Annotated in this window: 12 protein-coding genes, 1 rRNA gene and 1 pseudogene; 13 read left to right on the top strand and 1 reads right to left on the bottom strand. The window is 71.9% G+C overall.

Annotated elements, in window-relative coordinates:
- The first annotated feature begins 1 nt into the window (after nt 1).
- From pheT to AB0J06_RS19745, 12 genes and pseudogenes are all read left to right on the top strand, one after another.
- Nucleotides 2-2,497 carry a phenylalanine--tRNA ligase subunit beta gene (pheT, locus tag AB0J06_RS19800; RefSeq protein WP_357430399.1) on the top strand — a complete coding sequence of 832 codons (2,496 nt, stop codon included), beginning with the start codon at nt 2-4 and terminating at the stop codon, nt 2,495-2,497.
- 167 nt (nt 2,498-2,664) lie between these two features.
- The gene (gene argC / locus AB0J06_RS19795) at nt 2,665-3,669 is read left to right on the top strand and encodes an N-acetyl-gamma-glutamyl-phosphate reductase (protein ID WP_357430398.1); all 1,005 of its coding nucleotides are present in this window, start codon (nt 2,665-2,667) and stop codon (nt 3,667-3,669) included.
- Nucleotides 3,666-4,838, top strand: coding sequence for a bifunctional glutamate N-acetyltransferase/amino-acid acetyltransferase ArgJ (gene argJ / locus AB0J06_RS19790; RefSeq protein WP_357430397.1), 1,173 nt, complete (start codon nt 3,666-3,668; stop codon nt 4,836-4,838). Before argC ends, argJ begins: the two co-directional genes overlap by 4 nt.
- A complete protein-coding gene (gene argB, locus AB0J06_RS19785; RefSeq protein WP_357430396.1) occupies nt 4,835-5,758 on the top strand; it encodes an acetylglutamate kinase in 924 nt (307 codons plus the stop codon). Before argJ ends, argB begins: the two co-directional genes overlap by 4 nt.
- A complete protein-coding gene (locus tag AB0J06_RS19780) occupies nt 5,755-6,999 on the top strand; it encodes an acetylornithine transaminase (protein WP_357430395.1) in 1,245 nt (414 codons plus the stop codon). The genes argB and AB0J06_RS19780 overlap by 4 nt, the downstream gene beginning before the upstream one ends.
- Complete coding sequence (gene argF, locus AB0J06_RS19775) at nt 6,996-7,967, top strand: ornithine carbamoyltransferase (protein WP_357430394.1); 972 nt, start codon at nt 6,996-6,998, stop codon at nt 7,965-7,967. The genes AB0J06_RS19780 and argF overlap by 4 nt, the downstream gene beginning before the upstream one ends.
- Entirely contained in the window at nt 7,964-8,458 is a 495-nt protein-coding gene (locus AB0J06_RS19770; RefSeq protein WP_357430393.1) for an arginine repressor, read from the top strand. The genes argF and AB0J06_RS19770 overlap by 4 nt, the downstream gene beginning before the upstream one ends.
- 55 nt (nt 8,459-8,513) lie before the next feature.
- The gene (locus AB0J06_RS19765; RefSeq protein ID WP_357430392.1) at nt 8,514-9,725 is read left to right on the top strand and encodes an argininosuccinate synthase; all 1,212 of its coding nucleotides are present in this window, start codon (nt 8,514-8,516) and stop codon (nt 9,723-9,725) included.
- 55 nt (nt 9,726-9,780) lie between these two features.
- Entirely contained in the window at nt 9,781-11,244 is a 1,464-nt protein-coding gene (argH, locus tag AB0J06_RS19760) for an argininosuccinate lyase (RefSeq protein ID WP_357430439.1), read from the top strand.
- Nucleotides 11,245-11,263: 19 nt separating this feature from the next.
- Nucleotides 11,264-11,458, top strand: a pseudogene (locus AB0J06_RS19755) (DUF397 domain-containing protein); the annotation flags it as partial.
- Between the two features lie 9 nt (nt 11,459-11,467).
- Nucleotides 11,468-12,241: a maleylpyruvate isomerase family mycothiol-dependent enzyme gene (locus tag AB0J06_RS19750; protein WP_357430391.1), complete on the top strand. Its 774-nt coding sequence runs from the start codon at nt 11,468-11,470 to the stop codon at nt 12,239-12,241.
- Nucleotides 12,242-12,311: 70 nt separating this feature from the next.
- A complete protein-coding gene (locus tag AB0J06_RS19745; RefSeq protein WP_357430390.1) occupies nt 12,312-12,941 on the top strand; it encodes a DNA-3-methyladenine glycosylase in 630 nt (209 codons plus the stop codon).
- Here the strand turns inward: AB0J06_RS19745 and AB0J06_RS19740 are convergent.
- Nucleotides 12,938-13,315: an ArsC/Spx/MgsR family protein gene (locus AB0J06_RS19740; RefSeq protein WP_357430389.1), complete on the bottom strand. Its 378-nt coding sequence runs from the start codon at nt 13,313-13,315 to the stop codon at nt 12,938-12,940. The two genes, AB0J06_RS19745 and AB0J06_RS19740, sit on opposite strands and share 4 nt — an antisense overlap.
- A gap of 742 nt (nt 13,316-14,057) precedes the next feature.
- Here AB0J06_RS19740 and AB0J06_RS19735 point away from each other — a divergent pair.
- Nucleotides 14,058-14,148, top strand: a 16S ribosomal RNA gene (locus tag AB0J06_RS19735); the annotation flags it as partial.

Raw genomic sequence — 14,148 nt, 5'->3', positions numbered from 1 at the left:
GATGCGGGTCGGAGTTTCCTGGCTGCGCGAGCACGTCGACCTGCCCGCCGACCTCAGCACCGAACAGCTCGAACGCGCGCTGGTCAGCCTCGGTCTGGAGCCGGAGTCCATCGAGGACCTGGGCGCCACGATCACCGGGTCGCTGGTGGTCGGCGAGGTGCGCGAGATCGAGGAGCTGACCGGCTTCAAGAAGCCGATCCGCTTCTGCCGCGTCGACGTCGGCACCGCCAACGGCACCGGTGAGCCGCAGGAGATCGTCTGCGGTGCGACGAACTTCGCCCCCGGCGACCGGGTCGTGGTGATCCTCCCCGGCGGCGTGCTCCCCGGCGGGTTCGCGATCGGCGCCCGCAAGACCTACGGGCGCAACTCCAACGGCATGATCTGCTCGGCGCGCGAGCTCGGCATCAGTGACGAGCACGCGGGCATCCTGGTACTGCCGCCGGAGGTCACCGCCAAGCCCGGCGACGACGCGCGCCCGGTGGTCGGCCTCGACGACGTGGTGGTCGAGTTGGAGATCACCCCGGACCGGGGCTACGCGATGTCCGTACGTGGGATCGCCCGCGATCTCGCGCTCGCGCTCGGGGTGCCGTTCCGTGACCCCGGCGCGGTGCCGGCGCCCGGTGCGACGCCGACCCCGGCCTACCCGGTCGAGGTGCGCGATCCGGTGGGCTGCGACCGCTTCGCGGCGCGGGTGGTGCGCGGCATCGACGCCGCCGCGCCGTCCCCGGCGTGGATGGCGAAGCGGCTGACCGTCGCCGGCATCCGCAGCATCTCGCTCGCCGTCGACATCACCAACTATCTGATGCTCGAGCTCGGCCAGCCGATGCACGCCTTCGACCTCGCCCGCCTGCACGGGCCGCTGGTCGTGCGGCGCGCCGCGCCGGGCGAGAAGCTGACCACCCTGGACGGGGTGGCGCGGGTGCTCGACGCCGAGGACATGGTGATCTGCGACGACACGGGCCCGATCTCGCTCGCCGCGGTCATGGGCGGCGAGACCAGCGAGGTCGTGCCGGGCGCCACGACGGACGTGCTCTTCGAGGCGGCGCACTGGGACCCGGTGATGGTGGGGCGCACGGCACGGCGGCACAAGCTGTTCAGCGAGGCGGCCAAGCGCTGGGAGCGCGGGGTCGACCCGGCGGTCGCGCTGGTCGCGCTGGACCGGGCGGTCGCGCTGCTCACCACGTACGGCGGCGGCGCCGCTGGTGGCGAGATCCTCGACATCGATCACGTGCGGCCGCTGGCGCCGGTCGTGATCGACGCCGGGCTGCCGGGGCGTCGGGTCGGGGTGCCCTACCCGCCGGCGCAGGTGACGGATCTGCTGGAACGGGTCGGCTGCGTGGTCGCGACCGAGGGGGAGCGGCTCACGGTCACCCCGCCGAGCTGGCGTCCCGATCTGACCGACCCCGCCGACCTCATCGAGGAGGTCGTCCGGCTCGACGGGTACGACAACGTGCCCAGCGCGCTGCCGCTGGCTCCGGCCGGCCGGGGGCTCACCGACGAGCAGCGCCGCCGGCGTTCGGTGGCGCGTGCGCTCGCCGAGAACGGCTACGTGGAGGTCCTCTCCTACCCGTTCGTGTCGACCGGGTTCCCCGACGCGCTCGGGCTGCCCGCCGACGATCCCCGTCGGGCGGCGGTGCGGTTGGCCAATCCGCTCTCCGACGAGGAGCCGCTGCTGCGCACCACGGTGCTGCCGCCGCTGCTCGCGACGTTGCGCCGCAACATCGGGCGGGGGCAGCGCGATCTGGCGCTCTACGAGATCGGCGTGGTGTTCGAGCCGCGTTCCGGCGTCGGCCGGCCGCCCGCGATGGGGGTCGCCGACCGTCCCTCCGAGGCCGACTTCGCCGCCGCCGACGCGGTGGTGCCGCACCAGCCGTGGCACGTCGGCGCGGTGCTCGCCGGTGAGGTGGAGCCGGGCGGCTGGTGGGGCCGGGGCCGGGCGGCGAGTTGGGCCGACGCGGTCGAGGCGGCGCGGATCGTGCTCGACACCGCCGGCGTGCGGGGCGACCGGGTCGTGGTCCGGCAGGGCGAGCGGGCCCCGTGGCACCCGGGTCGCTGCGCCGAATTGGTGGTGGACGGGACGGTCGTCGGGCACGCCGGTGAGCTGCACCCGGCCGTGCTGACCGCGCTGGAGCTGCCCCGCCGTACCTGTGCGATGGAGCTCGACCTCGACGCGTTGCCGTCGGCGCCGGTCACGCCGGCGCCCCGGCTCTCCGGGTTCCCGCCGGCTCTGATCGACGTGGCTCTGGTGGTGGACGCCGGGGTGCCCGCGGCCGATGTGCAGCGGGCGCTGAGTGACGGCGCGGGGGACCTGCTGGAGTCGGTGCGGTTGTTCGACGTCTACGCGTCGGAGCAGTTGGGCGAGGGGCGCAAGTCGCTGGCCTACAAGCTGACGTTCCGCGCGCCGGACCGGACGCTCACGGTCGAGGAGGCGGTGGCCGCCCGTGACACGGCGGTGGCCGAGGCGGCGACCCGGGTGGGCGCGGTACTGCGTAGCTGAGGCATGAACAGGGCCCCTTCTTGTCCGATTCCGGGCAGGAAGGGGCCCTTTTGCATCCGCCGTTCCGTGGCTCGTCATTCAGTCGAGTGCATGATGTTGCGATTGATCCCGCATCCTGATACCTTCGCTTGCATAGGAATGCGGAATACTGGGATGTGGGGGTGGTTATGGGGATCCGAGTCGCGGTCGCTGGCGCGAGCGGCTACGCCGGGGGTGAACTGCTGCGCCTGATCGCCGGGCACCCCGAGTTCGACCTGGTCGCCGCCACGGCGCACAGTCAGACCGGCGCGCCGGTCTCCGCCGTACATCCGCAGCTCGTCGGGCTGGACCGGGTGCTCGGGGCGACCGAGCCGGCGACCCTGGCCGACGCGGACCTGGTCTTCCTGGCCCTGCCGCACGGCCAGTCGGCGGCGCTCGCTGCCGCCCTGCCGACGACCACGAAGGTGGTCGACCTCGGCGCGGACCACCGGCTGCGCGACGCCGCGGCCTGGACCCGCTACTACGGCGGCGCCCACGCGGGCGCCTGGGCGTACGGGCTGCCGGAGCTGCCCGGCCAGCGCGCGGTCATCGCCGACGCGAGCCGGGTGGCGGCCACCGGCTGCTACGCCGTCGCGACCATCCTGGCGCTGGCCCCGCTCGTCGCGGCCGGCGCGGTCTCGCCCGACGACGTCGTGGTGGTCGCCGCCTCCGGCACCTCGGGAGCGGGCAAGTCGCCGAAGGTCGGTCTGCTCGGCAGCGAGGTCATGGGGGACCTGTCGCCCTACAAGGTCGGCGCGCACCAGCACGTCCCCGAGATCAAGCAGGCGACCGGCGCGGCGACCCTGTCGTTCACCCCGGTCCTGGCGCCGATGCCGCGGGGGATCCTGGCCACCGTCACCGCGTGGCCGATCGCCTCGGCGTCGGACGCGCGCGCGGTGCTGACCGAGGCGTACGCCGACGCTGCCTTCGTGCACATGCTGCCCGAGGGTGTCTGGCCGCACACCGCCGCGACGCTGGGCTCCAACTCCTGCCACCTGCAGGTGACCACCGACGTCGACTCCGGGCGGGTGATCGTGGTCAGCGCGATCGACAACCTCGGCAAGGGCGCGGCCGGCCAGGCGGTGCAGTGCGCCAACATCATGTTTGATTTGCCTGAAGTGTCTGGTCTGTCGGTTTACGGAGTAGCGCCATGAGTGTCACCGCCCCGAAGGGGTTCCGGGCGTCCGGCGTCGCCGCCGGACTGAAGAGCAGCGGCGCCCTCGACGTGGCCCTCGTGGTCAACGACGGCCCCGACGCCACGGCGGCGGGCGTCTTCACCGCCAACCGGGTCAAGGCGGCCCCGGTGCTCTGGAGCCAGCAGGTGCTGCGCGCCGGCATCGTCCGCGCGGTGGTGCTCAACTCCGGCGGCGCCAACGCCTGCACCGGTCCGCTCGGCTTCCAGGACACCCACGCCACCGCCGAGTTCGCCGCCGGCACCCTGACCGCCAGCAACGCCCGACTGCTCGTCGGCGCGAGCGACGTCGCGGTCTGCTCCACCGGGCTGATCGGCGAGCGGTTGCCGATGGACAAGCTGATCCCCGGGGTCCGCTCCGCCGTGCGGGCGCTCTCCCGGGACGGGGGTCCGGCCGCCGCTGAGGCGATCATGACGACCGACACCCGTCCCAAGACCACCGTGGTCGCCGGCACCGGCTGGCGCGTCGGCGGGATGGCCAAGGGCGCGGGGATGCTCGCCCCCGCCATGGCGACCATGCTCTGCGTGCTCACCACCGACGCCGTCGCCGGCTCCGGCGCGCTCGACGAGGCGCTCCGCGAGGCATGCCGGGTCACCTTCGACCGGGTCGACTCCGACGGCTGCATGTCCACCAACGACACCGTTCTGCTGCTGGCCAGCGGCGCCTCCGGCATCGAGCCGACGCAGGCGGAGCTGACCGCGGCCGTGACCGCCGCCGCCCACGACCTCGCGCAGCAACTCGTCGGCGACGCCGAAGGCGCGACCAAGCAGATCGCCATCGAGGTGGTCGGCGCGGCGAGCGAGGCCGACGCGGTGGAGGTCGGCCGCTCGGTGGCGCGCAACAACCTGGTCAAGACGGCGCTGTTCGGCAACGACCCCAACTGGGGGCGGATCCTCGCCGCGGTCGGCACCACGGCCGCCGCCTACGAGCCCGACGCGGTCGACGTGGCCGTCAACGGCGTCTGGGTGTGCCGCTCCGGCGCGGCGGCCGAGGACCGCTCGAAGGTCGACCTCGCCGGGCGGGACGTGACCATCCGGATCAATCTGCACGCCGGGGAGGCGACGGCCACCATCTGGACCAACGACCTGTCCCACGCGTACGTGCACGAGAACTCGGCCTACTCGACATGAGCGTCCCGACCGATCTCACCCGCGACCTCTCGGCGGCGCAGGCCAAGGCCGCCACGCTGATCGAGGCGCTGCCCTGGCTGGCCCGCTTCCGGGGCGCCACCGTCGTCGTCAAGTACGGCGGCAACGCGATGATCGACCCGCAGTTGCAGCGGGCGTTCGCCGCCGACATGGTCTTCCTGCGCTACGCCGGCCTCAAGCCGGTCGTGGTGCACGGCGGCGGTCCGCAGATCTCCTCGATGCTCGGCCGGCTCGGCATCGCCAGCGAGTTCAAGGGCGGTCTGCGGGTCACCACGCCGGAGGCGATGGATGTCGTCCGGATGGTGCTCGTCGGCCAGGTCGGCCGGGAGCTGGTCGGGCTGATCAACGAGTACGGCCCGTACGCCGTCGGACTCTCCGGGGAGGACGCGCAGCTCTTCACCGCGGTGCGCCGCCCCGCCTACGTCGACGGCGAGCCGGTCGACGTCGGCCAGGTCGGCGACGTCGACACGGTCAACGCCTCGGCGGTGGCCGACCTGATCGGGGCGGGTCGGATCCCGGTGATCTCGACCGTCGCCCCGGACGTCGAGGGAGTGCTGCACAACCTCAACGCCGACACGGCCGCGGCGGCGCTCGCGGTCGCGCTGGACGCGCGCAAGCTCGTGGTCCTCACGGACGTGCCGGGGCTCTACGCGGACTGGCCCGACACGGCCAGCCTGATCTCGCAGATCACCACGGACGAGCTTGCCGCGCTGCTGCCGAAGCTGGAATCGGGGATGGTGCCGAAGATGGAGGCCTGCCTGCGTGCCGTACAGGGCGGGGTCCCCGCCGCGCACGTGGTCGATGGCCGGGTGGCGCATTCGACGCTGTTGGAAGTCTTCACCTCGGAGGGGTTCGGAACGATGGTGGTCGCGAACGGAGCGGGCGGAGGTCTCCCGTCATGACGTCGCTGGTCGAGCGCTGGTCGCAGTCGCTGATGGACAACTACGGCACGCCGCCGCTGGCCCTGGCGCGCGGCGAGGGCGCGGTCGTCGTCGACGAGGCCGGTCGCTCCTATGTGGATCTGCTCGGCGGCATCGCGGTCAACTCCCTCGGGCACGCGCACCCCGCGATCGTCGACGCGGTCACCCGGCAGATCGCGACCCTCGGGCACGTCTCCAATCTCTACGTCGCCGAGCCGACGGTGGCGCTGGCCGAGTTGCTGCTGACGCTGACCGGCCGCCCCGGCGCCGTCTACTTCGGCAACTCCGGGGCGGAGGCGGTGGAGGCCGCGTTCAAGCTCTCCCGCCGCACCGGCCGGACCCACGTGGTGGCCGCCGTCAACGGCTTTCACGGCCGCACCATGGGTGCGTTGGCCCTGACCGGCCAGCCGACCAAGGCTGACCCGTTCCGGCCGCTGCCCGGCGAGGTCACCCACGTCCCGTACGGCGATGTCGAGGCGCTGGCGGCCGCGGTCACCGACCGGACCGCGATGGTGATCCTCGAACCGATCCAGGGTGAGGCGGGGGTCGTCGTGCCGCCGGCGGGCTACCTCGCGGCCGCGCGGGAGATCACCACCCGGCACGGGGTGCTGCTCGCCCTCGACGAGGTGCAGACCGGCATCGGCCGCACCGGCCACTGGTTCGCCCACCAGGCCGAAGGGGTCGCCCCGGACATCATCATGCTGGCCAAGGGGCTGGGTGGCGGGCTGCCGATCGGCGCCTGCATCGCCTTCTCCGACTCCTCCGTCGTCGACCCGGCCGCGCTGTTCACGCCGGGCAGCCACGGCAGCACCTTCGGCGGCAACCCGGTCTGCTGCGCGGCGGCGCTCGCGGTGCTGCGCACGATCGCCGCCGAGGGGCTGCTCGATCACGTGAAGCGGGTCGGCGAGCAACTGCGCCGGGGCGTCGAGGCGCTGCACCACCCGATGATCAGCGGGGTACGCGGGGCCGGGCTGCTGCTCGGGATCGTGCTCACCGCGCCCGCGTCCGGGACGGTCGCCGGGCTGCTGCGTGACGCCGGCTTCCTGGTCAACCCGATCCAGCCCGATGTGGTCCGGCTCGCCCCGCCGCTGATCCTCACCGCCGAGCAGGCCGACGCGTTCCTCGCGGCGCTGCCCGCGGCGCTCACCGCCGCCGAGGCCACATCTCGTCCGACGAGCCCGACCGGCGCATCCGCCCCCGACGACATGGACCACCCCTCATGACTCAGCACTTCCTGCGCGACGACGACCTGACCCCGGACGAGCAGTCCGCCGTCCTCGACCTCGCCGCCGCGATGAAGGCCGACCCGTACGGCTACCGTCCGCTCGCCGGGCCGCAGTCGGTGGCGGTGCTCTTCGACAAGCAGAGCCTGCGCACGAGGATCTCGTTCGACGCCGGGGTCGCCGCGCTCGGCGGCAACCCGATCGTCATCGACACCCAGGCCACCCACTTCGGGCGGGGTGAGAGCCTCGCCGACGCCGGCCGGGTGCTGTCGCGCTACGTCTCCGCGATCGTCATGCGCACCCACGGCGATGAGCGGCTGGCCGAGTTGACCAGCGGCGCGACCGTGCCGGTGATCAACGCCCTCACCGACGGCTTCCACCCCTGCCAGATGCTCGCGGACCTGCTGACCATCCGCGAGCGCTGCGGCGGCACGGCCGGCCGGACCCTGGCGTACGTGGGCGACGCGGCCAACAACATGGCGCAGTCCTACCTGCTCGCCGGAGTGACCGCCGGCATGCACGTGCGCGTCGCCGGTCCTTCCGGTTACGACCCGTCCCCGGCGGTGGTCGGCCGGGCCGACGAGATCGCCGCCCGGACGGGCGGGTCGGCGCAGGTGATGCGCGACCCGTACGAGGCGGTCGACGGGGCGGATGTGATCGCGACCGACACGTGGACCTCGATGGGGCAGGAGGGGGACGGCCGGGACCGGCTCACCCCGTTCTGGCCCTACCAGGTCAACGGGAAGCTGCTCGCGGCCGCCGCGGCTGACGCGATCGTGCTGCACTGCCTCCCCGCGCACCGGGGCGAGGAGATCACCGACGAGGTGCTCGACGGTGTGGCCAGCGCGGTCTTCGATCAGGCGGAGAACCGGCTGCACGCGCAGAAGGCGCTCCTGGCGTGGCTGCTGGGCGTCCGCCCGACGCCCCCCGCGGGGGAAGCGGTCGCGACCGGGGGGCAGCCCCGGTGACCGGTCCGGTGACCCGTACGGCCCGGCACGCGCGCATCGTCGAACTGATCCGCGAGAAGCCGATCCGCTCGCAGACGGAGCTGGCCGAGCTGCTCGCGGGGGACGGTGTGCAGGTCACCCAGGCGACGCTGTCGCGGGATCTGGAAGAGCTGGGCGCGGTCAAGGTACGCGGTGGCGACGGCCCCGCCGTCTACCTCATCCCGGAGGACGGCAACCGGCCGTTGCGCCCGGCCGAGCAGGCGCCGGCCCGGCTGGTCCGTCTGCTGCACGAGCTGCTCACCGGCGTCGACTCCAGCGGCAACATCGCCGTGCTGCGCACCCCGCCGGGGGCGGCCCAGTTCCTCGCCAGCGCGCTGGACCGCTCGGGGCTGTCGGAGATCGTCGGCACCATCGCCGGCGACGACACCATCCTCGTGGTGGCCCGCGAGGAGGTCGGCGGCGCGGCGCTGGCCGACAAACTTTCCGGCTGGGCGGCCGCGCAACCGGGGTAACCCCTCGCGCGGACGCGTTACTTGATACAGACAATTGCGAAAGGAGCACCACATCGTGACTGAGCGGGTCGTACTGGCGTATTCGGGGGGTCTCGACACCTCGGTCGCTATCCCATACCTGTCCGAGCAGACCGGCGCCGAGGTGATCGCGGTCGCGGTCGACGTCGGCCAGGGTGGCGAGGACATGAACGTCATCCGGCAGCGGGCGCTGGACTGCGGGGCCGTGGAGTCCGAGGTGATCGACGCGCGCGAGGAGTTCGCCGCCGACTTCTGCCTGCCGGCGCTGCGCGCCAACGCGCTCTACATGGACCGCTATCCGCTCGTCTCCGCGCTGAGCCGGCCGCTCATCGTCAAGCACCTGGTGACCGCCGCCAAGAAGTACGGCGGCACGATCGTGTCGCACGGCTGCACCGGCAAGGGCAACGACCAGGTCCGCTTCGAGGTCGGCATCGGCGCCCTCGCCCCCAACCTCAAGGTGATCGCCCCCGCCCGGGACTTCGCCTGGACGCGGGACAAGGCGATCGCGCTGGCCGAGGAGAAGGGGCTGCCGATCGACGTCACGCACAAGTCGCCGTACTCGATCGACCAGAACCTGTGGGGCCGCGCGGTCGAGACCGGCTTCCTCGAGGACATCTGGAACGGTCCGATCGAGGACCTCTACGCCTACACCGCCAACCCGGCCGAGCCCCGTGACCCGGACGAGGTCGTGATCACCTTCGACTGCGGCGTGCCGGTCGCGATCGACGGCGAGACGGTCACCCCGTACCAGGCGGTCGTGGAGCTCAACCGGCGTGCCGGCGCGCAGGGCGTCGGGCGGCTGGACATGGTCGAGGACCGGTTGGTCGGCATCAAGAGCCGCGAGGTCTACGAGGCGCCGGGCGCGATCGCGCTGATCACCGCGCACCAGGAGTTGGAGGCGGTGACGGTCGAGCGTGACGTGGCCCGCTTCAAGAAGAGCGTCGACCAGCGGTGGGGCGAGCTGGTCTACGACGGCCTCTGGTTCTCCCCGCTCAAGCTGGCGCTCGACGCGTTCATCGACGAGACCCAGAAGCACGTCACCGGCGAGGTGCGGCTGACGCTGCACGGCGGACGCGCGGTCGTCACGGGGCGGCGCTCGGAGGCGAGCCTCTACGACTTCAACATGGCCACCTACGACACGGGCGACACGTTCGACCAGTCGCTGGCCAAGGGGTTCGTGCAGCTGTGGGGCCTGCCGAGCCGGATGGCGGCGGCGCGCGACGCCCGCCTCGGTGGCGACCAGTTCTGACGAGGGGCGGGGCGGAAACGCCCCGCACTCGCAAGAAGGGATCTTCTCAGTGAGAATGGCCGACGTGGACGACAAAAGCCTGACCGAGAACAGCGCCGGCACCAATCGCACCAGCCTGTGGGGTGGCCGCTTCGCCGGGGGACCTGCGGAGGCGCTGGCACGGCTGTCGGTCAGCGTCCAGTTCGACTGGCGACTCGCCCCGTACGACCTCGCCGCTTCCCGGGCGCACGCCCGGGTGCTGGCGCGGGCCGGGCTGCTGGACGCCGAGGAGCTGGGCAGGATCCTCGCGGCCCTGGACGACCTGGAGGCGGCGTGCGCCTCCGGGTCGTTCCGCCCGACCATCGAAGACGAGGACGTGCACACCGCCCTGGAGCGAGGGCTTTTGGAACGGCTCGGCACGCTCGGCGGCAAGCTGCGCGCCGGTCGCTCCCGCAACGACCAGGTCGCCACCGACCTGCGGCTCTACCTGCGTGACCACGCGCGTGGCGTCGCCGCGCGGCTGATCGAGCTGGCCGACGCGTTGGTCGAGCAGGCCGAGCGGCACCTGGATACGCCTGCCCCCGGCATGACCCACGTGCAGCACGCCCAGCCGGTGACATTCGGACACTGGCTGCTGGCGCACGTCCAGCCGCTCCTGCGCGACCTCGACCGGCTGCGCGACTGGGACGTCCGCACCGCCATCTCGCCGCTGGGCGCGGGCGCGCTCGCCGGTTCGTCGCTGCCGCTCGACCCGGTGCAGGTCGCCCGCGAGCTGGGCTTCACCGCCCCGGCGGCCAATTCGATGGACGCGGTCGCCGACCGTGACTTCGTCGCGGAGTTCCTGTTCATCACCGCGATGGCCGGGGTGCACCTCTCCCGGCTCGGCGAAGAGGTGGTGCTCTGGACCTCGCAGGAGTTCGGCTGGGTCGAGCTGGACGACTCGTTCGCCACCGGGTCGTCGATCATGCCGCAGAAGAAGAACGCGGACATCGCCGAGCTGGCCCGCGGCAAGTCCGGTCGCCTCATCGGCGGCCTGGTCACCGTGCTGACCATGCTCAAGGGCCTGCCGCTCGCCTACAACCGGGACATGCAGGAGGACAAGGAGCCGGTCTTCGACGCGGTCGACACGTTGGAGCTGCTGCTGCCGGCGCTCGCCGGCATGATCTCCACGATGACCGTACGGGTGGACCGGCTCGCCGCCGCCGCGCCGGTGGGCTTCACCCTGGCGACCGAGGTCGCCGACTGGCTGGTCCGCAAGGGCGTGCCGTTCCGGGAGGCGCACGAGGTCACCGGTCGGCTGGTCGCGCTCTGCGTGGCTCGGGACTGCGCGCTCGACGAGGTCTCCGACGAGGATCTGGGGCTGGTGAGCGAGCACCTGGACCCGAGCGTGCGCGACGTGCTCTCGGTCCGTTCCGCGCTCGCCGCCCGCACCACGCCGGGCTCCACCGGCCCCGGTCCGGTCGCCGACCAGCTCACGGCGGCGACGGACAAGCTCGCCGGCTGGCGCGAGTGGGCCACCGAGCAGGTCGTCCCCCGCTGACGACGGGCCTCGCCCATGCAGCCGGAGTGGCAACAACGGGACATGTGTCGAGGTGGCCGACAACCTCGCCGGAGCCGTCGGTGATGCGGGAAGGCAAGGACGCGACGGTCCGGTCCTGGCGTTCCGGCCCGCCGGATGGCGGGTCTTCGTCGATGGAGTAAAGGCCGACGCGTTCGGCGAGCACGGGCGCGGAACTGTCGGTGGGGCCTCGTAGTCTCGCGGAATGAGCGAGCGGAGGCACGAGGAGCACGAGCGTTACTGCGCGGCGGTCGAGGACGAGGTCGGCCGCTTCGTCGAGCTGGTGAGCGGGGCGGACCCGACGACGGTCGTGCCAACGTGTCCTGGGTGGACGATCGCCGACCTGATGAAGCACCACGGCACCACGTACCGGTGGCAGGACGAAATCGTGCGGCGCCGACTGCAGGAGCGCATCTGGTCGCGGGACGTGCCGCTCGGCCTACCCGACGACGCGGCCGACTATCCGGCGTGGGTGGCCACAGGGGCGAAGTCGCTGCTGGGCACGTTGCGGGCGACCGACCCGGAGACCCGCGTCTGGACGCCCTTCGGCACCGGGGACCGGGTGCGCTTCTGGCCCCGGCGGGTGCTGTTCGAGGCGGTCATCCACCGCGCCGACGCGGAGATCGCGCTCGGCCGTACGCCGCACATCGATCCCGCGATCGCCGCCGATGGCATCGAGGAGCTGCTCACCATCATCCCGGGGGCCCGCTGGGTGGTGGAGCGGTTCGGCGAGTTCGATCGGCCGGGCGCGACGCTGCACCTGCACGCCATCGACTCGGCAGGCGAGTGGCTCATCACCACCCGGTCGGACGGCCTCACGTGGGCGCGCGGGCATGGCACAGCCGACGTCGCCGTCCGGGGAGTGGCGGGAGACCTGCTGCTGATGGTCTACGGACGCCTGCGAGTGCCCGACGCTCGCCTCACGGTCTTCGGCGACCACGAACTGTTGACGAGCTGGCTGGAGAAGGCGGCGCTGTAGGCGCTGAAATCCGACGGGAAAGGCCAGGGCCCGGTTCGACCGGTGGGTGGGGCTGTGCTCTGCTTGCGCAATGACGGACGACGAGACCAGGGGACTCGGCGAGCTACTCGCCGGACCGGTCGAGCCGGCGGCGCGTGGCCTCCTCGGCTGTCGGCTCTCCGCCGGCGGGGTCACGGTCCGCATCACCGAGGTCGAGGCCTATGCGGGTACGGCCGGCGACGCCGCCTCGCACGCGCACCGCGGCCGCACCCGGCGCAACGCCGTCATGTTCGGCCCGTCCGGGTACACCTACGTCTACTTCACCTACGGAATGCACTGGTGCATGAACGTGGTCACCGGTCCGGAGGGGGAGGCCTCGGCGGTACTGCTGCGGGCGGGCGAGGTGGTCGACGGGCTGGACGTCGCGCGGGCACGGCGCACCGCCGTACGCCGGGATTTAGATCTTGCTCGTGGTCCCGCCCGGCTCTGCGCGGCACTCGGCCTGGACGGTGCCGCCTACGGGCTGTATCTGCTCGGGGATGGGCCGGTGCGGCTGCGGCCACCGGCCGAGCCGGTGCCCGCGGAGGCGGTCGCGGCGGGGCCCCGCGTCGGGGTGACCGGGGCGCACGACCGGCCATGGCGGTTCTGGCTCGACGGCGAGTCGACGGTCAGCCAGTACCGCCGCCACGTCCCGAAGCGTCGGCCCACCATCGGGACCTAACCGGGTTGCCTGTGCGTGCGCCGCAGCGCCTCATCCACGGCCTCCGCAGTGCGTGCGACCACGGCGGAACCGTCGTCCAACAGCAGGATCGGCCGCTGGATGAGTTCAGGCGCCTCGACCATCGCGTCGATCCAGCGCCGAACGTCCCGTTCCTCCCGCGGCCAGTCCGCCATGCCGCGCGCCAGTGCCGCCGGCTCACCGGTGCGGCAGATGTCCCACGGCCGCGCACCGAGCCGACCCAACACGTCGATCAGCTCGTCGGCCGTGGGTGGTTCCTCCAGGTACGGACGCAGCCGATAGGGGAATCCCGCGGCGTCCAACGCGGTGCGGGCGCATGCGGACTTCGAGCACGAGGGGTTGTTCCACAGCTCCATGAAAGGCATCGTCGCAGCCCGAGTCGTCGTCTGGGGTACGGCGCCGCCCGGTGGGCGAGGCCCGGGAATGACGCAGGGTGCGGGCTGGTTGCATCCCTCGCAAGCCTGATCCTCTGGTCGTCCGCTCGGCGGGCGGCGCGTCCGCTCCGGCGGACGGCATGGGGAATGGCGGAGGCCGGGCGTCAGTTGTCCTGGTGGCGAGGCTGGTTCCCGCTGGTGGTTCGTTACGACGGGCCGCCCGGGAATGACCCGGACTCGCACATGGTTATGCCCCTTGGTTCTCGGACGCGTCGCGGGTGACCTGACCAACAGCCCCCCGGTTTGGAGACGCGAGACCGGGCCGGGTAATGTTTCGCAACGGCAGGGAAACGGACGCCATAGCGGCCGGTCTGCTGAATCCCAAGATCAGGCGTGGTGGTTTGCTGCTGCGTGTGTTGGTGGGGTTGGCCGTGCGTGAAGCGTGACAATCTGGTTGATATCGGGTTGACATGGTGGAAGCGGGCGGGTAACGTAGTCAAAGTGCCTGGCGGCGACGCCGGGTGATAATTGAAGCCCCGTCGGGTTGTTTCACATGATTGTGGGATGGCTTGCGGTGTGTGTTTGTTCTTTGAGAACTCAACAGGGTGCTTGATAAGCCAGTGCCAATTTGATTTATTCCCGGGCCGGCTGGAATCGTTTACGGTTTTGGTTGGTTTGGATTCCTTTGGCAACATTTGTTGCCGGGACATGTTTTCCACATTTTTTGTTGGAGAGTTTGATCCTGGCTCAGGACGAACGCTGGCGGCGTGCTTAACACATGCAAGTCGAGCGGAAAGGCCCTTCGGGGTACTCGA

This window comes from Micromonospora sp. NPDC049679 (assembly GCF_040659735.1).
Classification (GTDB): Bacteria; Actinomycetota; Actinomycetes; order Mycobacteriales; family Micromonosporaceae; genus Micromonospora_I.
Note: the sequence above shows the minus strand (reverse complement) of the source record. Positions and strands in the feature narration are given on the sequence as shown.